The organism is Thermomonospora umbrina, from assembly GCF_003386555.1.
In the GTDB taxonomy this organism is placed as follows: Bacteria; Actinomycetota; Actinomycetes; order Streptosporangiales; family Streptosporangiaceae; genus Thermomonospora; species Thermomonospora umbrina.
Map to the genome: position 1 here is coordinate 7,090,413 of NZ_QTTT01000001.1, position 24,060 is coordinate 7,114,472.

Consider the following 24,060-nt stretch of genomic DNA (forward strand, 5'->3'; position numbering starts at 1 on the left):
CATCCATGCACGCTGCGCAAGGATGGCCCGTATGACGCAGACGGGCCGATCACAGGAACGGACACGGCAGCCGGTCCCCCCGAGGGACGCGCGCGCCCGCGAGACGGCCGATCGGCCCGCCCACCCCGACACGGCACCCCCGCCCGACGCCCCGCCCCGCGGGTCCGGCGCCGATCGCTGATCGACCGGAGCACGTGGACGCCGACGCACCGGGGACCGGTCCGCGCCGGGCCGCGCACGCGCGGGCGCGCATCCGGTCCGCCGCATCCCGGACACCCGTACGGCCCTCCTCGCCAGGGGGCCGCCGCGCATGCGACAACGCCGGATCGCCTACACAAGGAGGTGCTGTGACCCTGACGAAGAGAAGTGAAACCGACTCGTCCACGCCGGAGAAGCCACGCCGCCCCTGGTGGGTGCTTCTCTCCCTGTGCATCCTGTTCCTCGGAACGCTGCTCGTGCTGGCGCTCATGACCCACACGCCGCTCATCCTGATCGCCGAGGCGCTCGCCGTGATCCTCTTCGGGATCTCGGCACTGATCAAGGAATGGTGATCGGGGTCCCGGCGGGGCGCGTCGCGGGTCGGGGTGCGTGCGGGGGCGAGGTCTGAACGCCCGTTGAACGCCGGGCGGCGGTCTCCGGACCTCATCGGTCGTGCGGGGAAGGCGGTGGGCGGTGCGGGTTCGACCGCGTAGCCTGAGGACCGGCAAGATCACGAACGAGTGCGGCGGTTCCTTCGGACGGGGGGTGGTCCGCGATGCCCGATCGGACGCGGAGGCCCCCGGCGATCGCCCGGTGAGCGCACCGTCACCGTCGGAGGGCGCGGGGCCCTGGCGGGTCCTGTCGGTGGTCACGCTCGGCACCCTGCTCCTCGTGGTCAACATGACCACGCTCAACATCGCCCTGCCGGTGGTGGTCCGGCACTTCGACGCGGGCGCGTTCGCGGCGAGTTGGCTGGTGCTGGGCTTCATGCTGGTGCAGACCTCGCTGCTCATGGTGTTCGGGCGGATGTCGGACGTGTTCGGCCGCCGCCGGATGTACCTGACCGGCCTGGCGGTGTTCACGCTGGCCAACCTGCTCGCCGGGTTCGCCCCGTCCATCGAGGTGCTCATCGCGCTGCGGGTGCTGGCCGCGGTCGGCGGGTCGGTGCTGCTGGCCAACGGAACGGCGTTCATCGCGCACGCCTTCCCCGCCGGGCGGCTCAGCGAGGGACTCGGCGTCTACTTCGGCGTCCTCACCGCGGCCCCGCTCATCGGCCCGTCGGCGGGCGGCCTCATCGTCGAGTCGGCCGGATGGCAGTGGGTGTTCTGGTTCAACGTGCCGATCGGGGTCATCGCGCTGGGCTGGGCGGCCTGGTCGCTGCCCCGCCTGGCGCCCGGCGCCCGGGAGCCGATCGACCTGCTCGGCGCCGTGCTGCTGTGCGGCTGGCTCGGCGGGCTGCTCCTCAGCCTGTCGGAGGGCGGTTCGCACGGCTGGACCACTCCGGCGTCGCTGGCGGGTGTCGTCGCGTTCGCCGTGCTGGTGCCGGTGTTCGCCCTGCGGCAGCGACGTGCGCGACATCCCCTGGTGGACGTGTCGCTCTTCGCGGACCGGAACTTCTCCCTGGCCAGTCTCGCGGCGTTCTGCAACAACCTCGGAAGGGCCGGCAGCGTCCTGCTGATGGCTCTGTTCCTGCAGGTGGTGAGCGGGATGACGCCGGCCGAGGCGGGGCTGGCCGTGCTCCCGGGCCCGCTCGCCGGCATGATCGCCGCCCCGGTGGGCGGCTTCATCGGACGCCGGGTCCAGGCCCGGACGATCGCGGCGGCCGGGTCGGCGACGGCCACGGCGGGGCTGCTCCTGGCGTTCCTCGTCCTCGACGAGGACACCTCGTACGCGCCGATCGCGGTGTCCCTGGTCCTGGTGGCCGTCGGCAGCGGCCTCTTCACGACCGGGAACACCGCCGCGGTCCTGGCCACCATCCCCTCCGAGCGCCTCGGCGTCGTGAACGGGCTGCGGATGACGCTGCTGAACGTGGGGAACGTGATGGGCGCCGCGCTCTGCCTCACCCTGGCGGCCTCCGCCCTGGCCGCCGCCGACCGCCGGCTGCTGTACGGGGGCGCCGCCGCGAGCCTGGAGCCGGGCGAGCTCGGCGACCTGGTCACCGGCTATCACCGCGCGTTCGCGGTGCTGTTCGCCGCCTCGCTCATCGCCACGTTCACCTCCCTCACCAACCGTCGTCTCGGCGACCGGGCGGCGGCGCGCGCGGAGGGTCATCCTTCGAAGCCGTAGCCCATGCCCGGCTCGGTGATCAGGTGGCGCGGTCGGGCCGGGTCGGGTCGGGTTCGAGCCTGCGACGGAGCTGGGCGAGGTAGACGCGCAGGTGGTCGGTCTCCTTCTCGTACGCGGGCCCACACCTCGCGGAGCGGCTCGCGCCGGCCGACCGGCCGCCCGTCGTTGCGGACCAGGATCTCCAGGACGACGTGGCACGCTCCAAGGGCGCGAGGAGCGATACGCCCCCTATCGGGCGCTCTGCGATGTCTTGGCACCCGCGCCGACGCGCTCAACGCATCCCTGACGCGCATCGGTCCCCGGTGCGGTCGCTCGGGGTGATGGGTACCAGTCGGTGGGGGGTATGGCGGCCGTCATCGTCCTGTGCGCGAGGTGGAGGGGTCGATGACCGCTGGGTCCGGAGACGAGGACGACGCGCGGGTCTGGGCCGTGCTGGACCTCGCCTTACGCGTCGGCGAGCTGCTGATGGCCAGCGGGGAGGCCGCCGAGACGGTGGACCGGGAGCTCACGCGGCTCACCCGGGCGTACGGCCTGGAGTCGTGCGAGATCGATGTGACGCTGGCGTCGATCTCGCTCTGTCACACGCCCGGCCCGGGCCGGGCCCCCGTCACCGCCGAACGGCGGGTGCGGCAGCGCCTGCCCAACTACGCGCGGCTGGTCGCCGTCCACGACCTGGTGGACGCGGCGACGGTGAACGGGCTGACCCCGCAGCGGGTCCGGTTCGGCCTGTCGGGGATCATCGTGCGGCCCCCCGTCTATCCCGCCTGGGCCGTGGCGGGCGCGCTGTGCTGCATCGCCGCCGCGGGCTCGGTGCTGGCCGGCGGCGGGCCGGTCGCGGCCGGCGCGGCGCTCGTGGCCACGCTGGCCGCCGAGCGCACCGGGGTGTGGCTCGGCCGGCGATCGATCGCCGAGTTCTACCGCCTCGTCGTGGCCGCCGCCATCGCCACGCTGGTGGCGCTGCTGCTGGCCGCAGGTCCGCTGCACGTCCGGGCGGAGGCCGTGATCATCGGCGTGGTGATCGCGCTCATCCCCGGCCGGGCGCTGGTGGCGGCGCTGCAGGACGGCATCACCGGCGACGTGATGACCGGGACCGCCCGGCTGGCCGAGGCGCTGTTCGCCATCATGGCGATCCTCGCCGGGATCGGCGCCACGCTGTACGCGGGCGCCCGGCTCGGGCTGTCGCTCGCCTTGAGCGACCTGCCGCCCGTCCCGGCCCGGCTCGCGGCGGCGCAGGTGACGGGCGCGGTCGCCATCTCGGTGGCGTTCGCGGTCTACGTGCTGACACCCGTGCGGCTCCTGCCGCCGGTCGCCCTGGGCGGCGCGCTGAGCTGGATCGCGTTCGTCGGGCTGAGGTCGCAGGACTTCTCGCCCGCGCCCGCGACGGCGATCGCCACCGCCGTGATCGGCGTGCTCTTCACCGGGTATGCGCGGCTGCGGCGACTGCCGGCGCTGGTCTGCGTGATGCCGTGCGTGGTGCCGCTGATGCCGGGCACCCTGATGTACCGCAGCATGGCCGAGCTGACCACGGGACGGGCCGGACAGGGCGGCCTCATGCTCATCGAGGCGCTCCTCGCCGCGTTGGCGATCGGCGGCGGCGTCAACCTCGGCGCCGAACTGCTGCGCGTGATCCGCCCCCAGCGCCCCACCGCGTACGACGCCGAACGCCGACCGTCGTGACCCGTGCCCGCCCGCCCGCGCCCCACGGAGCCCGCGTCGAACGGTCCCGTGCCTAGCCTGGTGCCCGAGGCAGGCGACCGCGGAGAGGAGGGAGGTGGAGCCGATGTGGACGAAGGAGGAGTTGGAAGTGGTCCGGGACGTCGCCCTGGGAAGCTGGTCCCGGACCCTCCAACTGGTCCTGCTGCTGCTGGCGGCTGGACTGACCAGTGCCCTCATGGCGGCGGCCAGGAGACTGAGCGGCCTCTAGGGCATCCACGTCCACCGTGGTCAACCCTCGAGCCGGTCGCATCCACGCGGCCGGCTCGAGGCATGTCCGGAGCCCCCACGACGCCGGCACCCGGAACGCACCGTGATGCAGGTGGTCACCGACGACATGCCGTTCCGGCCGGGTGCGGTGACCGGGACACCGCCCGGCCGCGGTTCCCACCGAGTCGTCGATGCACGTCGAGATCGGGCCGACCACGAAGTGGAAGCCCGGCCGAGCGGTCAGCCACCGCCGACCACGAGGTCGACGTCGACCGGCGGGCGCTTCTCCTTCCTCATTCACCCCGGCGCGGACGTCGGGCGTCATGCCCGTCGACGCCTTCGGCAACGTGATGGGCGGGCGGCGGTCACTCGGGCGTGTACGCCGATCGGCGTACTCCGGATGCCTCCCCCTGACCGATGCCAGGCGGCCCGCGACCGCCCAGGATGAGGAGCTCGGGGAAGGCCGGTCACTCACTTCGAGGGGGTTCGACATGGGCGGTTCCGCTCTGGAACGCGACCGTCGGGTGGAGCGGGCGTGCCACCTCCTCGGTGCGGCGCTGATCGGGGCGGGGCTCTTCCACCTGGCGGTCTTCGCCGTCGACGGCGGACCGTGGGCCGGCCCGGTGTCCTGGCGCAAGCCGGCCACCTTCGGGCTGTCCTTCGGCCTGACGCTGATCACCGTCACCTGGGTCGCCTCGTACCTGCCTCTCGGCGGACGCCTGCGGGCGTGGCTTCTGGGTGTCTTCGCGGTCGACTGCCTGGTGGAGGTCGGCGGGATCACCCTGCAGGCGTGGCGGCGGGTGCCGTCGCACGTGAACCGCGAGACGCCGTTCGACTCGGCCGTCTCCACCGTGCTCGCGGTCGGCGGCGGCGTCCTCATCGTGGTGCTCGGCGTCCTCGCCGTGGCGGCCTTCCGCCCGAACCCGCGGGTGCCCGCCGACATGCGGCTGGCGCTGCGCGCCGGGTTCACGACCCTGGTGATCGCCCTGGGCACGGGCGCCGCGATGATCGCCCGTGGGGTGATCAACGTCAACACCGGTCACCAGCAGGAGGCCTACGAGGTCGTCGGCTTCCTCAAGGCCGCCCATGGGGTCAGCCTGCACGGCGTCCTCGTGCTCCCCGCGCTGGCCGCGCTGCTGGCGTTCACCGGTTGGAACGAGGGGCGCCGCACCCGGGTGGTGGCGGTCGCCGCCGCGGGCTACGGCGTCGCCATCGCCGCCGCGCTAGCCTCCTCCGCGGTCACTTGACGGAGCCCGCCGTCACGCCCTTGACGAAGTAACGCTGGAAGGCGAAGAAGACCACCAGCGGCACGATCAGGGACAGGAACGCCCCCGACGAGATGACGTCGATGTTGGAGCCGAACTGGCGGGTCTGCTGCTGAATGGCCACGGTCAGCGGGTAGGAGTCCTCGTCGCCGAAGATCAGCGCGATCAACAGGTCGTTCCAGACCCACAGGAACTCGAAGATCGCCAGGGAGGCGATCGCCGGGCCGCCCAGCGGGAAGATCACCCGCCGGAAGATGGTCCACTCGGTGCCGCCGTCCATCCGGGCGGCCTCCAGGAGGTCGCGGGGGATGCCCGCGAAGTAGTTGCGCAGCAGGAACACCGCGAACGGCAGACCGAAGGCGGTGTGGAACAGGACGATCCCCGGGATGGTGCCGAACAGGCCGACCTCGCCGAACAGCTCGATCAGCGGGATCAGGCCCACCTGCACCGGTACGACCAGCATCGCCACCACGCCCAGGAACAGCCAGTCGCGGCCGGGGAACTCCATCCAGGCGAACGCGTACGCGGCCAGGGACGCCACGACCACCACCAGCACCGTGGTCGGCACCGTGATGAGCACGGTGTTCATGAACCCGCGCGTGAGGGCGTCGTTGTCCAGCAGGTCGCCGTAGTTGTCCAGGGTGAGCTGGGCCGGCTTCGTGAACACCGTCCACCAGCCGCGCGCGCCGTTGTCGGCCGAGGAGCGCAGCGAGGCGATGAACAGGCCGATCGTCGGCACCAGCCAGACCAGCGCGATCAGCACCAGCACCGCCTGCACGGCCCCGCCGCCGAGCCGGTCGACGATCCGCGCGGCGAGGGAGCGGCGCGGCGCCCCGGCGGCGCGGTCCGGCGCGTTCTCCGCGGTGACGGTCATCGGCTCACCCCTGCTCTCGCCGGAAACGGCGGATGTTGAACACCATGGCGGGCAGCACCAGCAGGAACAGGACCACGGCGATGGCGCTGCCGAGCCCCTGGTCGGGGCTCTCCCCGATGAAGGAGATCAGGTACATCCGCAGCGCCAGCACGTTGGCGTCCTGGATCGAGGAGCCCGGCGCCATGATGTACACCAGGTCGAAGATCTTCAGCACGTTGATGACCAGCGTGACGAACACGACCACCAGCACCGGGGCCAGCAGCGGCACGGTCACCCGCCGGAACACCTGCCACTCGGTGGCCCCGTCCACCCGGGCCGCCTCCTGGGCGTCGCGGGGGATGGCCGACAGCCCGGCCCCGATGAGGACCATCGCGAAGCCCGCCCACATCCACACGTAGGCGCCGATGATCGCGGGCGTGACCAGGCCCGGCCCCAGCCAGGTCACCCCGTCGTAGGGGGCGGCGAAGTTGGACTCGGCCAGCCGCAGCGTGTACGAGCCCGCGGCCAGGCCGTCCAGCGTGAACGTGCCGTCGGCGCGGGTCGTGGCGCGGGCGGCGACCCCGCCGCCCGACACCGCCTCGACCTCGACCTTCGGCAGGCCCTTCTCGTTGGCGTCGATCCGGTTCGGTCTGCCGCCGCCGGGCGCGAAGTCGGCCCAGACGGTCCCGGTGATCGCCCCCGGCCTCGCGGCGGCCGGGCGGGCCCCCGACAGCTCGCGCTGCTTGGCCGGGGGCACCGCGACCAGCGGCAACGTCACCGTCTGGCCGGGCCGCACCTGCGCACCGGTGACGAACCCCTTCCCGTCGGGACGGAGCGGGCTGCCCTGCTCGCGGGGCCGCACCCCCGGGTACGGGGAGGCCGGGGCGAACGTGTCGTGGACGCCCACCGCGACCGCGTTGAGCACCCCCCGTTCGGGCGAGTGGTCGTACACCAGCGTGAAGATCACACCGGCGGCGACCATCGAGATCGCCATCGGCATGAACACGATCGCCTTGAACGCCGACGCCCACCGGATCCGCTCGGTGAGCACCGCGAAGATCAGCCCGAAGGCGGTGATGAGGGCCGGGGCCACCGCCACCCAGATGGCGTTGTTCTTGATCGCGGTGAAGGTGGCCGAGTCGGTGAACATCGTGACGTAGTTGTCCAGCCACACCAGCCGTCCGCCGTCGGCGTCGTACAGGCTGCGCCAGACCGTGTACAGGATCGGGTAGACGACCAGCAGCGCCAGCAGGACCAGCGCCGGGGCCAGGAACCCGCCCGCCGTCCAGGGCGGCGGGCCGAGCCGACCGCCGCCGCCCGGGGGCGGCCCGGCCTCGGCCGCGGCGCTCGGCGCGGGCGGGTCGGAGGTGTCTGTCATCGCACGCTCCCGGGGGGTCGGCGGGTCACCTGCGGGTCACTTGAACGCGGCCGCGGCGGCCTTCTCCAGCTTGTCGGCGGTGCCGTCGACGTCGGACGGGTCGGCGAGGAAGTCCTGCAGGATCTTCCACTCGCCCGCGCCCTTGGTGCCGCCGAACGCTGCCGGGGCCAGGTCGGACATGTCGAAGCGGAAGTCGTCGCCGGCGTCGATGACCGACTTGGCGATCCGCCGCTGCACGTCGTCGGGGTAGGCGGCCAGGTCCAGGGACTTGTTCGGGGACACGAAACCGCCCTGCTCGGCCCACACCCTGGCCGCGTCGGCGCTCGCCAGGAACTTCAGCAGCTCGTGCGCGCCCCGGGTGTCCTTCATCGCCACCGCGACGTCGCCGGCGCCCACCACCGGGGGCTCGGCCCCCACGGCGGGGAACGGGAAGAAGTCGGCGTCCTGCCCGATCTTGGACTTGGTGGCGCTGGTGATCTCGGAGGCGACGAAGTCGGCGCCGGGGAGCATGGCGGCCTTCGGCGACGCCCCGAACACCGCCGGGACGGAGGCGGGGAACTCGGTCTGCAGGGCGCCGTTCGCCCCGCCGGCCAGGTAGTTCCGCCTGCCCCACAGCTCGGCGAGTCTGCGCAGCGCCTCCTTGACGGTCGGGTCGGTGTACTTGATCTCGTGCCGGGACAGCCGGTCGTACTTGTCGGGTCCGGCCACCGACAGGTACACGTTCTCGAACCAGTCGGTCAGCACCCAGCCGTCGGCGGCGCCGATGGACAGCGGCGTGGCGCCCGAGTCCGACAGCGTCCCGGCCGTCTTGAGGAAGTCGGCCCAGGTCGCCGGGGGCGCGGTGATGCCCGCGTCGGTGAACGCCTGCTTGCGGTACCAGACGGTCGACTTGCTGCCCGCCTTGAAGTAGACGCCGTACGGCCTGCCGTCGTGAGAGCCGAGCTCCTGCCAGACCTTGAAGAAGTTCTGCTTGACGGTGGCCTGGGTGTCGGCGGCCAGCGGCCTGATCCACCCCTTCTTGGCGAACTCGACCAGCACGCCCTGCTGCGGGAGGAACGCCACGTCCGGTGGCGCCTTGCCGTCCACCTTGGACCCGAGGTAGGCGGCGACGTTGTCACCGGTCGGGGTGTACGTGACCGTGGCCCCGGTGCGCTCGCCGAACTCGTCGAGGACCTTCTTGAACTTGGCGCCCTCGTTGGAGCCGGTCCAGATGGCGGCCACGGTCACGGTCTGGCCCTTGAGCACGCCGCCGCCCTCGGGGCCGTCGTCGTCGCCGCCACCGCAGGCGGCCGCGGTGCCGGCGGCCAGTCCGACGGCCAGCGTCGCGGCCAGGGCCCGGCGGCGGCCGATCGCATGTCCTTGCGCCCTCATTCGGAATCCTTCCTGGGGGAAGGCCGCGTCGCATCCCAGATCGACGCGCCTGTCTCGGGATCGAAGAAGTGCAGTCGTCCTGTGTCGACCTGCGCGGTCACCGGGTCGCCCACCGTGATCCGGGTGCGGGGGCTGAACCTGGCGACCATGCGGGTGCCCGTGGGGCCGCCACGTGCGAGCAGCGGATCCGCGCCCGCGTCGCGGGCGAGCTCCTTGGTGTCCTCGGTGTCCACCCGTTCGGCGTCCACGGCGAAGTGCACGAGGACGTCGGAGCCCATCGCCTCGACCAGGTCGGCCGTCGAGACGAGCCGGGCGCCCTCGTCGCCGCCGTGGAGCTCGGCGTCCTCCATGTCCTCCGGCCGGATCCCGGCGATGACGGGACGGTCGAGGTAGGCCCCCAGCGCCGGGCGGGTGTCGAGCACCTCGCCGGGCAGGGCGAGGGTCTGCCCGGCGAACTCCAGGCGGAGGCCCCCGTCACCGGCGCGCAGGGTGCCCTGCGCCAGGTTCATGGCGGGGGATCCGATGAAGCCGGCCACGAAGAGGTTGACGGGCCGGTCGTAGAGCTCCTGTGGGGGCGCGACCTGCTGGAGCACCCCCTTCTTCATCACCGCGACGCGGTCGCCGAGCGTCATGGCCTCGGTCTGGTCGTGGGTGACGTAGACGGTGGTGACACCCAGGTCGCGTTGGATGCGGGCGATCTCGGCGCGCATCTGCACGCGCAGCTTGGCGTCGAGGTTGGACAGCGGCTCGTCCATCAGGAACGCCTGCGGCTCGCGGACGATCGCCCGTCCCATCGCGACCCGCTGCCGCTGGCCGCCCGACAGGTTGCGGGGTTTGCGGTCCAGATGGTCGCCCAGGCCCAGCAGCCCGGCGGCGTGGTCGACCTTCGCGCGGATCTGCGCCTTGGGGACCTTGCGGAGCGAGAGCCCGAAGCCGATGTTGTCGCGCACCGACAGGTGCGGGTAGAGGGCGTAGCTCTGGAACACCATCGCCACGTCGCGGTCGCGTGCGGGCACCCGGTTGACCACCCGGTCGCCGATCCTGACCCGGCCCTCCGAGATGTCCTCCAGCCCGGCCACCATCCGGAGCGCGGTGGTCTTGCCGCAGCCGGAGGGCCCCACCAGGACCAGGAACTCCCCGTCGGCGATGTCCAGGTTCAGATCGTCGACCGCTCGCGTTCCGTCGGCGTAGACCTTGCCGACTCCTGTCAGGATGACCTCGGCCACGACGTCTCCTCCGTTCGACCGTGATCCCGGGGACATCCGCGCTTAACCCGGGCGGAACACGCAACGCGCATTCCTCCTCTGTCCGACGCCGCCCCGGTCATGCCGGCGCTCAAAGGTTCGTAAAGAGATCGTTATCAATGCGGAAGGGCGGGGACCCGGCATCCGGGGTCCCCGCCCTCCTCGACGGCACGTGATCAGGCGATGACGATCAGCCCTCGGTCCACGTGGTTCATCCGCTCGTGCCCGTCCTCGGTGCACACCACGATGTCCTCGATGCGGGCGCCGTGCTCACCGGGGTAGATGCCCGGCTCGACGGAGAACGCCATGCCCGGCTCCAGCGGCTCGGTGTTGCCCGCGACGATGTAGGGGTCCTCGTGGGTCTCCAGGCCGATGCCGTGCCCGGTGCGGTGGAAGAAGTACTCCCCGTACCCCGCCTCGGCGATGACGTCGCGCGCCGCCGCGTCCACCGCCTCGGGGGTCGTACCGGGGCGTACCGCCTCGCACGCCGCCTGCTGCGCCCGCCGCAGCACCTCGTGGTAGGCGACGTAGTCGTCGGGCGGCTCGCCCACGCAGTAGTTGCGCGTCTCGTCGGAGCAGTAGCCGCTGGGCATGGTGCCGCCGATGTCCACGACCACCGGGTCGCCGGGCTGGATCACCCGATCGGACAGCTCGTGATGCGGGCTGGCGGCGTTCGGGCCCGATCCCACGATCACGAAGTCGACCAGGGAGTGCCCCTCGGCCACGATGGCCTCGGCGATGTCGCGGCCCACCTCGCGCTCGGTGCGGCCCGCCTTGAGCAGCGCCGGCACCTGCCGATGCACCCGGTCGATCGCCGCGCCCGCCTCCCGCAGCGCGGCGACCTCCGCCGCGCTCTTGCGGATCCGCAGCCCCCGCATCACCCGTCCGGCCGGCACCTGCCGAGCGTCGGGCATCGCGTCGCGGAACCGCAGCGCCATGACCGCCCACATCCGGTCGGCGACACCGACCGACGCGGCGTCGGGCAGCCTGTGGGCGACCAGCGCGAACGGGTCGTCCGTCTCGTCCCAGGCCACCATCTCCACGTCCAGCGCGCCCGCCGGGGACGCCTGCGCCGCCGGCAGCTCCAACCGGGGCACCACCAGGAACGGGTCTCCCTCGCCCGGCACGACCAGGCAGGTGAGCCGTTCGAGTTGGATGGCGTCGTAGCCGCTCACGTAGCGCAGGTCGGGCCCCGGCGTCAGCAGCAGGGCGCCGAGGCCCGCCGCGGCGGTGGCCTCCTGGACGCGCGCCAGGCGCGCGGGCGGATACAACTCCGTCGTCACATCCGGGTTCATCGAGATCACGATCCTTCGTCGTCGTTCGTCGTCCCAGGATCCCAAGACTCCGGGGCCGCCACGAACGGCGGGGGTGCGGCGATGTCACCGCCGCGTGGCACGATGGCGTCCATGAGTGCGTTGATGCTGCTCGACACGCCGTCGCTGTACTTCCGTGCGTTCTTCGGCGTGCCCGAGTCGGTGACCGCGCCGGACGGCACCCCGGTCAACGCGGTGCGCGGCCTGATCGACATGATCGCCCGGCTGGTCAAGGACCGCTCCCCCGCCCGGCTGGTGTGCTGCATGGACGCCGACTGGCGTCCCGCCTTCCGGGTGGCGGCGCTGCCGTCCTACAAGGCGCACCGGGTGGCCGAGGACGGCGGCGACCAGACCCCCGACCCGCTGTCCGCCCAGTTGCCGATCATCGACGCGGTGCTGGACGCCGTCGGCCTGGTGCGCGCCGGGGTGCCCGGCTACGAGGCCGACGACGTGATCGGCACGCTGGCGACCCGCTGCGCCGCCGAGGGCGGGGCGGTCGACATCGTCACCGGCGACCGCGACCTGTTCCAGCTCGTCGACGAGGGCGGCCCGGTGCTGGTCCTCTACACCGCCCGCGGCATCCGCAACCTCCAGGTGATGGGTGAGAAGGAGATCGCCGCCAAGTACGGCATCCCCGGCCGCGCCTACGGCGACTACGCCACCCTGCGCGGCGACCCCAGCGACGGCCTCCCCGGAGTTCCCGGCGTCGGCGACAAGACGGCCGCCGCCCTCGTCACCCGCTTCGGCTCCGTCGACGGCATCCTCACCGCCCTCGACGCCGGCGTCACCGAGGGCTTCCCACCCGGCAGCCGCCTCAAGCTGACGGCCGCCCGCGACTACCTGGCCTCGGCGGAGACGGTGGTCAAGGTCGTGACCGACATCCCCGCCCCCGAGCTCGAGGACCTCCCCGACACGCTCCCCACGACCCCCCGCGACCCCGAGACACTCATCGCCCTCGCCGACGAGTGGAACCTCACCAGCCCCGTCAACCGCCTCCTCAACGCCCTGGCCGCCCATCCCTGACCCCCACGCACCCAAACCCCCGGGCCCAACCCCGTCACGCACCCAACCGCCGCGAACCCCCACCCCACCGCCCAACGCGCTCACGACCGTGCCCACACGTCGCGCCCGACCCGCCACGCACCACCCATACGGGGGTCGTGGACGTTCGGGCGTGGACCCGGGGGCGTAGCGCGGCCTACGCTCGGCGGGCGGACACGGACGCGGGTCGAGTCGGGCGGGAGCGGCGATGAACTTCTTCGCGGACAAGGGCGAGGGGCTGCCGGCCCGGTCCGGCGGGCGGCAGGGGGCCGGGGGCCACCGCTCGCAGCACTGTGTGCTGTTCGCCGTCGACGTCGCCGGGTTCACCGACCCGGCGCGCAACGATCGGGTGCAGTTGGCCGTGCGGGAGGCGCTGTACGCGATGGTCCCCGGAGCGTTCGACGACGCCCTGCTCGGGTGGGACGACTGTCTGCACGAGGATCGCGGGGACGGGATCCTGGTGATCGTTCCGGCGCGGATGCCGTCGGTGGGCGTGATCGATCCGCTGGTGGGGCACCTGGCGCGGCGGCTGCGGCGGCACAACGGGGCCGCCCCGGACGGGCAGGTCGTCCGGCTGCGGGTGGCCGTGCACATCGGCGAGGTCCACCGGGACGCGCACGGCCTGGCGGGGACGTCGGTCAACCACCTGTTCCGGCTGCTGGACGCGCCGGCGCTCAAGCGGGCGCTGGCCGACTCGGGCGACGACCTGGCCGTGATCGCCTCGGACTACTTCTACGACGGCGTGATCCGGCACGCCGACGGCTCGGTGGATCCGACGGCGTTCTGGCCCGCGGACGTCACGGTCAAGGAGACCCGGGCGCGCGGGTGGATCCACCTGCCGGACTCCCCCGCCGGCACCGCGGAGCTGCGGGGCGACGCCGGGACGGTGGACGTGCCGGCCACCGAGGTTCGGCACCCGGAGGGCGACGCCGCCCGGCGGGCCCACGGCACGGTGCGGCCCCCGGCATCCCCGCCGAACGACGGGGGCCGGGGTCCTGGCTTCGTGTTCTATGGCGACGTCACCGTGCATGGCGACGCGGTGGCCGGTGACAAGATCGTCCGCGAGGGCGGTTGAGGGCCGTTCAACGACGGCGTCGAGACCAGGCGCGGCCCCGCCCGGAGGCGGTGGAGCCGCCGGGGCCGCCGAACCCGGCGAGGTGCAGGGCGAGGAACAGCAGCCCCAGGGTGACGAGAGTGGCGTGGTCGAACGGGTCGGACCGGATGTCTGCCAGGTCGAACAGCAGGGCCAGGCCGAAGACGACCGCCGCGACGACCGCGAGCATCATGCCTCCGTGATCAGGGAATCGGATGGCGCGTCCCCCCGGCGCGCCTCTCCGGAATGTCCGTGAGGGCGCCGGGGAAACCCACCGCTCATTACGGCCCGGCCCTTTACACAGTAAGGCGAGAATTCGGTCAGGAGACCGAGGTGTAGGCGACCACCCCGCGCCGCATCGCGTCCATGGCCTTGCCCGCGATCCGCCGGATCCGGCTGCCGTCCGGGGCCGCGACGGCGACCTGGCCGAGCAGGTCCAGCAGTTGTTTGACCGCCCGCACGAAGTCGCCGGCGGTCATCCCCGCCTCGAGCAGGACCTCGTCGAGGCGTCCGCCGTCCGCCCACCGGTACGCCGTCCACGCGAACCCCAGGTCCGGCTCCCGCAGGAACGACACCCGGTTGTCCTTCTCGATGGAGTCCAGCTCGCCCCACAGACGGACCATGTTCCCCAGTGCGTCGCGTGCGGCGCCCGGCGGGGTGCGCGGCGCGGAGGCGTCGTCCGGCTGCCGGGACTCGTACACCAGCGCGGACACGCAGGCGGCCAGCTCGGCGGGCTCCAGGTGCTCCCAGATGCCCGCGCGCAGGCTCTCCGCGGTCAGCAGGTCCAGCTCGTTGTAGATCCGGCCCAGCCTCCGCCCCTCCTCGGTGACGGTGTCGCCCTCCAGGTAGCCGAGCTGCTCCAGGACCCCGCAGACCCGGTCGAAGGTCCGGGCGATGACCTGGGAACGGCCCTCGACACGGTGGCGCAGCGAGTCGGTCTCGCGCTCTAGGCGGAAGTACCGCTCGGCCCAGCGGGCGTGGTCCTCCCGCTCCGTGCAGCCGTGGCAGGGGTGCTGCCGCAGCTCGCGGCGCAACCGGGTGATCTCCGCGTCGTCGCCGACCGGGCCGCCGCCACGACGACCGCCGCCCCGCTGGACCTTGACGTCCTCGTCGGGCACCTTGGTGCGCAGCGTCGCCGCCAGGTCGCGCCGCTGCTGAGGGCTGCGGGGGCTGAACGAGCGCGGGATGCGGATCCGCTCCACCGGCTCGACCGGGCGGGAGAAGTCCAGCGCGGACAACCGCTGGACCGACCGCTGCGCGGTGAGCACCAGCGGGGCGGGCCCGTCGGAGCGCCTGCCGAGCCCCGGGTCCAGCACCACCGCGAGGCCCGCGCGCCGCCCCGACGGGACGACGATCACGTCGCCGGGACGCAGCCGCTCCAGCGAGCGGATCGCCTCCGACCGCCGGGCGGTGGACCGCTCCCGCGCCAGCTCCGCCTCACGGTCCGACAGGGCCCGGCGCAGCGCCGCGTACTCCATGAAGTCGCCGAGATGGCAGGTGGCGGCCTCGGAGTACCCGGCGAGGGCCTCCTCGTTCTTGTGCACCTGCCGGGCCAGTCCGACCACCGCGCGGTCGGCCTGGAACTGGGCGAACGACTCCTCCAGCAGGGTGCGGGCCCGCTCGCGGCCGACCGCGCCGACCAGGTTGACCGCCATGTTGTACGACGGCCGGAAGCTGGAGTTCAGCGGGTAGGTCCGGGTGCCGGCGAGCCCGGCGACCGAGAAGGGGTCCATGCCCGGCGACCACAGCACCACCGCGTGGCCCTCGACGTCGATGCCGCGTCGCCCGGCCCGCCCGGTGAGCTGGGTGTACTCCCCCGGGGTCAGATCGGCGTGGGCCTCGCCGTTCCACTTGTCGAGCTTCTCGATCACCACGGTGCGGGCGGGCATGTTGATGCCCAGCGCCAGCGTCTCGGTGGCGAAGACCGCCTTGATCAGCCCCCGGGCGAACAGCTCCTCGACGACCTCCTTGAAGGTCGGCAGCATCCCGGCGTGGTGGGCGGCGATGCCCCGTTCCAGCCCGGCCAGCCAGTCGTCGTAGCCGAGCACGCGCAGGTCGGCGTCGGCCAGGTCGACGGTGCGCAGCTCGACGTGCGCGCGGATCTCCTCGGCCTCCTCGCGGGAGGTCAGCCGCAGCCCCGCGTGCAGGCACTGCAGGACGGCCGCGTCGCAGGCGGCCCGGCTGAAGATGAACGTGATGGCCGGCAGCAGCCCGGCCCGGTCCAGCCGCTCGATCACGTCGGGGCGGGGCGGCGGCCGGAACCGGGGCGGCCGGGCGACCCGCTTGCGGCCGGTGCGCCGACCCTGGTTGATCTTGGCCCGGCGGACCTCGTCCACCGCCACGTTGCGCAGTTGAGGGTTGATCTTCGGGCGGGCGGACGGGTCGCCGGTGTCGACGAACAGGTCGTACAGCCGGTTGCCGACCAGCATGTGCTGGAACAGCGGCACCGGCCGGTGCTCGTCGACGATCACGGCGGTCTCGCCCCGCACCTCCTGCAGCCACTCGCCGAACTCCTCGGCGTTGGACACGGTGGCCGACAGCGCCACGATCCGGACCGAGTCCGGCACGTGGATGATGACCTCCTCCCACACCGCCCCGCGGAACCGGTCGGCCAGGTAGTGCACCTCGTCCATCACCACGAAGCCCAGACCCGTCAGGGTGTGCGACCGGGCGTACAGCATGTTGCGCAGGACCTCGGTCGTCATGACGACGATCGGCGCCTCACCGTTGACGCTGTTGTCCCCGGTGAGCAGCCCCACCTTGTCGGGCCCGTAGCGGCGCACCAGGTCGGCGTACTTCTGGTTGGAGAGCGCCTTGATGGGGGTGGTGTAGAAGCATTTCTGCCCGCCCGCCAGCGCCAGATGGACGGCGAACTCGCCGACCACGGTCTTGCCCGACCCGGTGGGGGCGGCCACCAGGACCCCCTGCCCGGACTCCAGCGCCCGGCACGCCTCCATCTGGAAGGCGTCCAGCCCGAAGTCGTACAGGCCCTGGAAGTCCAGCAGCGCGGGACCATGGTCGCGGGTGCGCGCGCGATGCGCGGCGAACCGCTCGGCGGGCGTGGCACCAGGGGAATTCATGAGTCGAGCCTATGGTTCAACGCGACCCGATTCACAATCGGTTTCCGCCCGGGCCGGACGGGTCAGCGGCCCCGACCGCCGCCCTCGGCGCTCTGCTCGAGCGCGGCGTCGATCTCGTCCAGGTCCAGCGGCGCGGCCTCGTCGTCCGACAGCTCGTCGTGCGCGCCGGGGCGCAGCGCGCGGCGCCGGTCGTTGAGGAAGGCCAGGAACGCCGCCACCTCGAACAGCAGCACCGTCGGCAGCGCCAGCGCCATCATGGTGAACGGATCGGCGCTGGGCGTGGCCACCGCCGCGAACACGAAGATCCCGAAGATGATCATCCGCTGGGAACGGCGGATCCGGGCGGAGGACAGCACCCCGGCCAGGTTGAGGATGACCACGATCAGCGGCAGCTCGAACGCCAGCCCGAAGACCAGCATCATGGCGGTGGCGTAGTTGAGGTAGCTGGTGATCGTCACCAGCGGCACCGTGTTGTCGGGCACGAAGCCGAGCAGAATGCTCAGGCCCTTGTCCAGCGTGATGTACGACAGCGCCGCGCCCAGCAGGAACAGCGGGACCGCCCCCGCCATGAAGGTGTACGTCCAGCGCCGTTCCTTGCGGTACAGACCCGGGGCGATGAACGCCCACAGTTGGTACAGCCAGATGGGGGACGACACCACGGCGCCGATCATCAGGGCGATCTTGATCCGCAGGAAGAAGCCCTCGGTCAGCCCGTTGGTGTAGAGGTTGCACGTCTCGCCGCCGGTCCCGCGGTGGGCCGCCGGCAGCTCGCAATAGGGCGCCTGCAGGAACTCCCAGACGGGATCGAAGATCACGAAGCCGAGGATCATCCCGGCGACCAGGCCCGCGGTGGCCTTCAGCAGGCGGTTGCGGAGCTCACGGAGGTGCTCCATGAGCGGCATGCGGCCCTCTGGATCGGCCGGTGGCCGCTGCCTGGTCAGTTTCATCATCGATTCGGGTCGCGCCTTCGCCGGTCGGTCGGATCAGCCAGGGTGTCAGTGCGCGTTGCGGGCCTGGTTGGGGTCGACCGGAACGCCCTGGATCGGCTGTCCGGACGGGAGCTGTCCCTGCGGCGGCGGCGCGTACTGCTGCTGCTGCGGCTGCGCGGGGGGCTGCTGCGGCGGCGCGGCCTGCGGCTTGGCCGCCTCGTCGTCGTCCTCGCGCAGGCCCTTGGTCTCGGCCTTCAGGATGCGCGCGGACTTGCCCAACGAGCGGGCGAGCTGTGGCAGCTTCGCCGACCCGAACAGCAGCATGATCACCGCGAGGACGATCAGAATCTCGGTCCAGCCAAGTCCAGCCATGTCATCCCTCTTCAGCAGGTGCCGTTCACGACGATCGTACGCCGTCCGGTGCGGTATCGGACTCCTGAGGATCACCCAGCCGGCGAAGTTCATCGCGCAGCGCCGACTGTTTGGGCGCCAGACGTCGCCGGGTGCGTTCGAGTTCACGTCCCAGCCCCCGCACGGCCAGGTAGACCCTGAACGAGCAGGCCGCCAAGACCAGGAGGCCGGCGAAGGCCATCCCGACGAACACCTGAGCCCAACCCACGCTCGTCACGTTAGCGCCTCGCCTCGAGGGAGGACAGTGCGGCGATCGTCACGTCGCGGCCGTCTCGTAACGGGCCAGCGCCCGGACGGCGTCGGCGCGGACGGCCTCGGTCAGGTCCGCGGGGCCGATGATGCGGCCCTGGTCGCCGAGCCGGAGCGCCAGCCCGCGCACCCAGCGCTTGTCGGGTGTGCGGAGCACCACGCGCAGCCGCCCCTCGCCGATCTCCTCCACGCTCTCGCACGGATAGGAGTCGGCGACCCACCGGCCGGCGGGCGTCAGCTCGAAGGTCACCCGGATGTCGTCGGGCGAGGGTCGGAACAGCCGCCCGGCCCGCACGTCCAACGGCTCGGCCTCCTCGGGGACCTCGGCGGCGACGTCGAGGACGGTCAGCTCCACCACCCGGTCGAGCCGGAACAGCCGGACGGCGTCGGCCCGGCGGCACCAGCCCTCCAGGTACGCCTGGCCGTCCACCACGAGCAGCCGCATCGGGTCGACGTCGCGCTCGGTGTTCTCGTCGCGGCCGGGCACGTAGTAGGTCAGGTGCAGCCGGCGGCCCGCCGCGATCGCCTCCCGGACCCGGGCGGGCATCGCGCCCGCCTGCTCGAGCGTGAGGTCCACCTGCACCGACACCTGGCTGCCCACCGCCGCGGCGGCGGCGCCGGAGGCGTTCTCCAGCTTGACGATCACGCGGCTGAGCGCGTCCCGGTCGCGGGGGTCGCCGATCTCGGCCAGCATCCGCAGCGCGACCAGCAGCGCCCCGGCCTCGTCGACCTTGAGCCGCAGCGGCCGGGCGATCGACTCGGCCTCGCTGACGGTGATCTCGCCGCCCTCGTAGGACAGGTCGATCGGACAGTAGGGATCGGGCGCGCGCAGCTCCACGCACCACAGCAGGTTGAGGTCGTCGATGAGCTGCTTCTCGCTGACGCCGAACGCGGCGGCGGCCTCGTCCAGCGCCACCGTGTCGCGACTGACCACGTACGGCACCAGGGCCAGGAGTCGGGCCAGCCGATCGCTGGAGGTCGTGTGCTTCACCGGTCGTTCACCGCCACCACGGACTTGAGATGCTGGATCACCGCGTCGCGCAGGTCGGGCGGGTCGAGCACCACCACGTCACCGCCGAACCTGGCCAGATACGGCGCGAACCGGTCGGCCTCGCCGAAGGTCAGGGTCGCCTCGCCCCAGGCGTCGCCGTCCCACGCCTCCCCGGCCGGTCGCACGCCGGTCGCCCACCGGCGCAGGCCCTGCGCCGCGCCGGAGCGCAGCAGCACGGTGGCGGTTCGGGACTCGGCGGGCGCCTCGATCCGGTCGAAGGCGATCTTGCGGATGTCCACGCCCTCGGGGACGGTCACGCTCCCGGCGGGCCCGTCGGCGGTCACCTCGCCGGCGATGCGGCTGAGGCGGAACACCCGGGTGTCGGAACGGTCGGTGTCGAAGCCGACCATGTACCAGCGGCCCCGGCGGCTCACCACGCCCCACGGCTCGACGTGCCGGCGCGTCATCGAGGTCCGGCCGACGCCCTGGTAGTCGAACGCCACGGGGTGTCCGTCCTTGACGGCCTCCCACAGCGCCGGGAAGGCGGGCTCCTCCGTGTCGACGGTGGGCTCGATGCCCAGCGAGTCGGTCGCGGAGGCGTCGACACCGGCCGCGCGCAGCTTCAGCAGCGCGCCGGAGGCGGCCTCGGCCAGGCTGGCGCGCTGCCAGACCCGGGCCGCCAGGCCCAGCACGGCGGTCTCGTCCGGGGTCAGGTGCAGCTCGGGGAGCTCGTAGTCGCGCGGCGGGATCCGGTATCCGGCCTCCCCCCCGCCCTCGTCACTGCCGACCTCCAGCGGTACGCCCAGCTCCCGCAGCTCCTCCTTGTCGCGTTCGAACATGCGCTTGAACGCCTCGTCGGAGTCGGGGTACCCGGGCACCGCCCGGCGGATCTGCTCGGCCGTGAGATGGCGCCGTGTGGCCAGCAGACACACCACCAGGTTCAGCAGGCGCTCGGTCTTGCGCCGCGACACGCCACCACCTCGTTCCTCGGTCAGATCCCAGACTGAGACGCTACCGTTTCCGGCGTGATCCGATGGCGAAAAGGCAGGGTGGAACGCGTTCGCCGCGAATGGCCCGGGGCGGTCGAACTGGACGTCTCGGTCGACGGGGAGCCCGGAACGGCCCGCGCGCTGGCCTATCCGGCCCTGGTGGGACGCCCCGAGCCGGGCGACGCGGTGCTGCTCAACACGACGGCGCTGGCGATGGGTCTGGGCACCGGCGGGTACGCGATGGTCGTCGCGGTGCCCGACCGCCTGCCGCCGGACCCCACCGGCCCCGGCCATCTGGTGAAGGCCCGCTACACCCCGCTCCAGGCCACCGTGCTCGGCGCGGACGAGCAGGGCTCCCCGCACCACGAGGCGCTCCGCGAGGCCGACTCGCTGGACGGCATGCCCGTCGTCGTCGCCGATCTGCACTCGGCGCTGCCGCCGATCCTGGCGGGGCTGCTGGCCGCGCGCCCCGGCACCCGGGTGGTGTACGTCATGCCGGACGGGGGCGCGCTGCCCGCCTGGTTCTCCATGTCGATCGCGCGGCTCAAGGAGGCGGGGGCACTGGCCGCCACCGTGACGGTCGGGCAGGCGTTCGGCGGCGACCTGGAGGCGGTGACGGTCCACACCGGGCTGTTGGCCGCCCGGCTGGTGCTGGACGCCGAGGTCGTGGTGCTGGCGCAGGGCCCCGGCAACCTGGGCACCGGCACCCGCTGGGGGTTCTCCGGGGTCTCGGCGGGCGAGGCCGTCAACGCCGCCTCGGTGCTGGGCGGACGGCCGGTCGCCTGTCTGCGGGTCAGCGAGGGCGACGAGCGCGAACGCCACATCGGGGTCTCCCACCACAGCCTGACCGCCTACGGCCGGGTGGCGCTGGCCGGGGCGGACGTGGTGGTGCCCGACCTGCCGGGAGGGTTCGGCGCGGAGGTGACCCGCCAGGCCGCTCCCCTGAGCGGGCGGCACACGTTGGTCCGGGTCCCGGTGGACGGCCTCGAGAAGATCCTGCGCGCCGCCGAGGGCGACTGGGGCGTGCGCCTGTCCACGATGGGCCGGCGGCTGGACGCGGACCTCGCCTACTTCCTCACCGCCGCCGCCGCGGGCCGCCACACCGCATCCCTGCTCTAGCGCGCCCCTGCGACCCCAAGGGCCTGGAGGGCCACGTACTCGTACAGCCGCCGCCTGACCGGGTCGCGCAGCACGGCTATCGCCTCGACGTCGTCCACGGGGCCAGTCTAAGAACAACCGGGATTGCCCTTAGAACGGTCAGTGCGTGCCGAGGATGTCGACGACGTACACGAGCGTGTCGGAGCCCTTGATCCCGTAGTGCGACAGGCCCTTGGAGCCGTACCCCCACTTCGGCGGGACCACCAGCAGCATCCGGCTGCCCACCTTCTGCCCGACGAGCCCCTGGTCGAACGCCTTGATGTCCTGGCCCACGCCGAGGACCTCCCCGGCGGGCCGCCCGTCCTGCCAGGTGGAGTAGAACGGCCTGCCCGAACGCCACAGCACGCCGGTGAACTGCAGCACCGTGAGCCTGTTGGGGCGCACGGCGGGCCCCGTGCCCTGCACCAGGGTGCGCACCTGAAGGGTCGCCGGGGGCGCGGTGCGCGGGACGGTCACCCGAGGGGGCCTGCCGGGGCTGTCGGCGGAGACGCTCGGCAGCGCCGCCCCGGTGGGCGGCTGCGGCCTGCCCTTGGCCTCGGCCGTCTTGGGATAGGTCGCGAGCACGTCCAGCACGTACACCAGCGAGTCGCGCGGGCCGACCTGATGGCGGGTGTCGCCGCGGGCCCCGTAGCCCTCCTCGGGCGGGATGACGGCCACGACCCGGCTCCCGGCGCGCCGACCGACCAGCGCCTTGTCCAGTCCGGGGATCAGCCTGCCGGACGGGAAGGCCCCGGGCTGTGCGGCGGCGTAGCTGTCGGCCACCAGCTTGGTGCCGGAGGCGTTCCAGCGGTATCCGGCGTAGGAGGCCACGACCAGGTCGCCCTTGTGGACCTCGGAGCCCTCGCCCTTGACGAGCGTCGACGTCACCAGGTCGTCACCGGGCTCGGCGTCCTTGGGAAAGGACACCGCGGGCCGTTCGCCGAACTCGCCCGTCACCTTCACCGGCAGATCGTCACCGCCGCAGGCCGCCAGCACGAGCGGCAAGGCCGGCACGACGGCGAGGGCGACAAGACGGCGCATGACGTGGCCTTTCGGGGGTGACGGGCCGGACTGTGAGGGCACACATTACCGGCTGGTCACCCCCGAAGGGGGCTGGTCACATGCCTGCGATGAGCTTGTCCACGCGCTCGTCCACGGAGCGGAACGGGTCCTTGCACAGCACCGTCCGCTGTGCTTGGTCGTTCAGCTTGAGATGCACCCAGTCGACCGTGAAGTCGCGGCGCTTCTCCTGCGCGCGGCGGATGAACTCGCCGCGCAACCGCGCCCGGGTGGTCTGCGGCGGCACCGACTTGGCCTCGAAGATGTCCAGGTCACGGGTGACGCGCTCGACCGACCCGCGCTTCTCCAGCAGGTAGTACAGACCCCGGCTGCGATGGACGTCGTGGTAGGCCAGGTCGAGCTGGGCCACCCGCGGCGAGGACAGCGGCAGGTCGTACTTGCGCCGGTAGCGTTCGATCAACTGGTACTTGGTCACCCAGTCGATCTCCCGGGCGACCAGGTCGAGGTCGCCGGTCTCCACCGCGCGCAGTGTGCGCTCCCACAACTCCAGCACCCGCAGTGAGATCTCGTCACCGCCGCGGCGGTCGACGAAGTCCTTGGCCTTGCCGAAGTACTCCTTCTGGATGTCCAGCGAGCTGGCCTCGCGGCCGTTGGCCAGCCGGACCTTGCGGCGGCCGGTCATGTCGTGGCTGACCTCGCGGATGGCCCGGATCGGGTTCTCCAGGGTGAGGTCGCGCATCACCACCCCGGCCTCGATCATGCGCAGCACCAGGTCGGTGGCCCCGACCTTGAGCAGCATGGTGGTCTCGCTCATGTTGGAGTCGCCGACGATCACGTGCAGCCGGCGGAACCGCTCCGCGTCGGCGTGCGGCTCGTCGCGGGTGTTGATGATCGGACGGGACCGGGTGGTGGCCGAGGAGACCCCCTCCCAGATGTGCTCGGCCCGTTGCGACACGCAGTACACCGCGCCGCGCGGGGTCTGCAGGACCTTGCCCGCCCCGCAGATGATCTGCCGGGTGACCAGGTACGGGATCAGCACGTCGGCCAGCCGGCCGAACTCCCCGTGCCGGCCGACCAGGTAGTTCTCATGACAGCCGTAGGAGTTGCCGGCCGAGTCGGTGTTGTTCTTGAACAGGTAGATGTCGCCCGCGATGCCCTCCTCGCGGAGGCGTCGCTCGGCGTCCACGAGGAGCCCCTCGAGGATGCGCTCGCCCGCCTTGTCGTGCGTCACCAGGTCGATGACGCTGTCGCACTCCGGCGTGGCGTACTCGGGGTGGCTGCCCACATCGAGGTAGAGCCGCGCGCCGTTGCGAAGGAACACATTGCTGCTGCGGCCCCATGACACCACCCTGCGGAACAGATAGCGGGCCACCTCGTCGGGTGACAAACGCCGCTGCCCGCGGAAGGTGCAGGTGACCCCGTACTCGTTCTCAAGCCCGAAGATGCGCCTGTCCACACCTCGACCCTATGCGGCCGGGGCCCGCGCCGACAGTGCCCGCCGGCACCGA

General features: G+C 72.4%; 22 protein-coding genes and 1 pseudogene. 8 read left to right on the forward strand and 15 right to left on the reverse strand.

The window, feature by feature from the left end:
• Positions 1 to 347 precede the first annotated feature (347 nt).
• Positions 348 to 551 (forward strand): hypothetical protein, encoded by a 204-nt coding sequence (locus DFJ69_RS33990; protein WP_147312540.1) that lies wholly within the window; start codon positions 348 to 350, stop codon positions 549 to 551.
• A gap of 241 nt (positions 552 to 792) precedes the next feature.
• A complete protein-coding gene (locus DFJ69_RS32225) occupies positions 793 to 2,265 on the forward strand; it encodes a DHA2 family efflux MFS transporter permease subunit (RefSeq protein ID WP_147312541.1) in 1,473 nt (490 codons plus the stop codon).
• On the opposite strand, the pseudogene DFJ69_RS32230 reads toward DFJ69_RS32225, so the two are convergent.
• A pseudogene (locus DFJ69_RS32230) lies at positions 2,247 to 2,453 on the reverse strand (winged helix-turn-helix domain-containing protein); the annotation flags it as partial. The gene DFJ69_RS32225 and the pseudogene DFJ69_RS32230 sit on opposite strands and share 19 nt — an antisense overlap.
• Positions 2,454 to 2,649: 196 nt before the next feature.
• Between DFJ69_RS32230 and DFJ69_RS32235 the strand changes: the two are divergent.
• The 3 genes from DFJ69_RS32235 (at position 2,650) to DFJ69_RS32240 (ending at position 5,435) form a co-directional block, all read left to right on the forward strand.
• A complete protein-coding gene (locus tag DFJ69_RS32235; RefSeq protein ID WP_147312542.1) occupies positions 2,650 to 3,942 on the forward strand; it encodes a threonine/serine exporter family protein in 1,293 nt (430 codons plus the stop codon).
• 103 nt (positions 3,943 to 4,045) lie between these two features.
• Positions 4,046 to 4,189, forward strand: coding sequence for a hypothetical protein (locus DFJ69_RS34715; protein WP_170177891.1), 144 nt, complete (start codon positions 4,046 to 4,048; stop codon positions 4,187 to 4,189).
• Between the two features lie 490 nt (positions 4,190 to 4,679).
• Complete coding sequence (locus DFJ69_RS32240) at positions 4,680 to 5,435, forward strand: hypothetical protein (RefSeq protein ID WP_116027051.1); 756 nt, start codon at positions 4,680 to 4,682, stop codon at positions 5,433 to 5,435.
• Here DFJ69_RS32240 and DFJ69_RS32245 read toward each other — a convergent pair.
• The 5 genes from DFJ69_RS32245 to DFJ69_RS32265 all read right to left on the reverse strand — a co-directional run bounded on the left by DFJ69_RS32245 (position 5,428) and on the right by DFJ69_RS32265 (position 11,594).
• Positions 5,428 to 6,327, reverse strand: a complete 900-nt coding sequence (locus DFJ69_RS32245; RefSeq protein WP_116026062.1) for a carbohydrate ABC transporter permease — start codon at positions 6,325 to 6,327, stop codon at positions 5,428 to 5,430. The genes DFJ69_RS32240 and DFJ69_RS32245 overlap by 8 nt on opposite strands.
• 4 nt (positions 6,328 to 6,331) lie before the next feature.
• Positions 6,332 to 7,684, reverse strand: a complete 1,353-nt coding sequence (locus tag DFJ69_RS32250; protein WP_116026063.1) for an ABC transporter permease subunit — start codon at positions 7,682 to 7,684, stop codon at positions 6,332 to 6,334.
• A 36-nt stretch (positions 7,685 to 7,720) separates the two neighbouring features.
• Positions 7,721 to 9,055: an ABC transporter substrate-binding protein gene (locus tag DFJ69_RS32255; RefSeq protein ID WP_116026064.1), complete on the reverse strand. Its 1,335-nt coding sequence runs from the start codon at positions 9,053 to 9,055 to the stop codon at positions 7,721 to 7,723.
• A complete protein-coding gene (locus DFJ69_RS32260; RefSeq protein WP_116026065.1) occupies positions 9,052 to 10,281 on the reverse strand; it encodes an ABC transporter ATP-binding protein in 1,230 nt (409 codons plus the stop codon). Before DFJ69_RS32260 ends, DFJ69_RS32255 begins: the two co-directional genes overlap by 4 nt.
• A gap of 194 nt (positions 10,282 to 10,475) precedes the next feature.
• A complete protein-coding gene (locus tag DFJ69_RS32265) occupies positions 10,476 to 11,594 on the reverse strand; it encodes a M24 family metallopeptidase (protein ID WP_116027052.1) in 1,119 nt (372 codons plus the stop codon).
• A 111-nt stretch (positions 11,595 to 11,705) separates the two neighbouring features.
• Here DFJ69_RS32265 and DFJ69_RS32270 point away from each other — a divergent pair, with 111 nt between their 5' ends.
• Together DFJ69_RS32270 and DFJ69_RS32275 are read left to right on the forward strand one after the other, a co-directional pair.
• On the forward strand, positions 11,706 to 12,635 hold the full coding sequence (locus DFJ69_RS32270) for a 5'-3' exonuclease (protein WP_116027053.1): 930 nt from the start codon (positions 11,706 to 11,708) through the stop codon (positions 12,633 to 12,635).
• Positions 12,636 to 12,861: 226 nt separating this feature from the next.
• On the forward strand, positions 12,862 to 13,728 hold the full coding sequence (locus DFJ69_RS32275) for a hypothetical protein (RefSeq protein WP_116026066.1): 867 nt from the start codon (positions 12,862 to 12,864) through the stop codon (positions 13,726 to 13,728).
• A 7-nt stretch (positions 13,729 to 13,735) separates the two neighbouring features.
• Here the strand turns inward: DFJ69_RS32275 and DFJ69_RS32280 are convergent, their stop codons facing one another.
• The 7 genes from DFJ69_RS32280 to DFJ69_RS34725 form a co-directional block, all read right to left on the reverse strand.
• The gene (locus tag DFJ69_RS32280; RefSeq protein WP_245974660.1) at positions 13,736 to 13,939 is read right to left on the reverse strand and encodes a hypothetical protein; all 204 of its coding nucleotides are present in this window, start codon (positions 13,937 to 13,939) and stop codon (positions 13,736 to 13,738) included.
• A 127-nt stretch (positions 13,940 to 14,066) separates the two neighbouring features.
• On the reverse strand, positions 14,067 to 16,826 hold the full coding sequence (locus tag DFJ69_RS32285) for a DEAD/DEAH box helicase (protein ID WP_116026067.1): 2,760 nt from the start codon (positions 16,824 to 16,826) through the stop codon (positions 14,067 to 14,069).
• 62 nt (positions 16,827 to 16,888) lie between these two features.
• Complete coding sequence (tatC, locus tag DFJ69_RS32290) at positions 16,889 to 17,719, reverse strand: twin-arginine translocase subunit TatC (protein ID WP_342769895.1); 831 nt, start codon at positions 17,717 to 17,719, stop codon at positions 16,889 to 16,891.
• A 102-nt stretch (positions 17,720 to 17,821) separates the two neighbouring features.
• Positions 17,822 to 18,127 carry a Sec-independent protein translocase subunit TatA gene (tatA, locus tag DFJ69_RS32295; protein ID WP_116026069.1) on the reverse strand — a complete coding sequence of 102 codons (306 nt, stop codon included), beginning with the start codon at positions 18,125 to 18,127 and terminating at the stop codon, positions 17,822 to 17,824.
• A gap of 25 nt (positions 18,128 to 18,152) precedes the next feature.
• The gene (locus tag DFJ69_RS32300) at positions 18,153 to 18,374 is read right to left on the reverse strand and encodes a hypothetical protein (protein WP_245974661.1); all 222 of its coding nucleotides are present in this window, start codon (positions 18,372 to 18,374) and stop codon (positions 18,153 to 18,155) included.
• A gap of 48 nt (positions 18,375 to 18,422) precedes the next feature.
• Positions 18,423 to 19,406, reverse strand: a complete 984-nt coding sequence (locus DFJ69_RS34720) for a helix-turn-helix transcriptional regulator (RefSeq protein WP_170177893.1) — start codon at positions 19,404 to 19,406, stop codon at positions 18,423 to 18,425.
• Positions 19,403 to 20,377 (reverse strand): helix-turn-helix transcriptional regulator, encoded by a 975-nt coding sequence (locus DFJ69_RS34725; protein ID WP_170177894.1) that lies wholly within the window; start codon positions 20,375 to 20,377, stop codon positions 19,403 to 19,405. The genes DFJ69_RS34720 and DFJ69_RS34725 overlap by 4 nt, the downstream gene beginning before the upstream one ends.
• Before the next feature lie 54 nt (positions 20,378 to 20,431).
• On the opposite strand from DFJ69_RS34725, the gene DFJ69_RS32310 reads away from it, so the two are divergent.
• Positions 20,432 to 21,514, forward strand: coding sequence for a DUF3866 family protein (locus DFJ69_RS32310; RefSeq protein WP_116026071.1), 1,083 nt, complete (start codon positions 20,432 to 20,434; stop codon positions 21,512 to 21,514).
• Between the two features lie 138 nt (positions 21,515 to 21,652).
• Here DFJ69_RS32310 and DFJ69_RS32320 read toward each other — a convergent pair whose 3' ends face one another.
• Together DFJ69_RS32320 and pafA are read right to left on the reverse strand one after the other, a co-directional pair.
• Complete coding sequence (locus DFJ69_RS32320) at positions 21,653 to 22,573, reverse strand: FKBP-type peptidyl-prolyl cis-trans isomerase (protein WP_116026072.1); 921 nt, start codon at positions 22,571 to 22,573, stop codon at positions 21,653 to 21,655.
• A 76-nt stretch (positions 22,574 to 22,649) separates the two neighbouring features.
• Positions 22,650 to 24,008 carry a Pup--protein ligase gene (pafA, locus tag DFJ69_RS32325; RefSeq protein ID WP_116026073.1) on the reverse strand — a complete coding sequence of 453 codons (1,359 nt, stop codon included), beginning with the start codon at positions 24,006 to 24,008 and terminating at the stop codon, positions 22,650 to 22,652.
• Between the last annotated feature and the right edge of the window lie 52 nt (positions 24,009 to 24,060).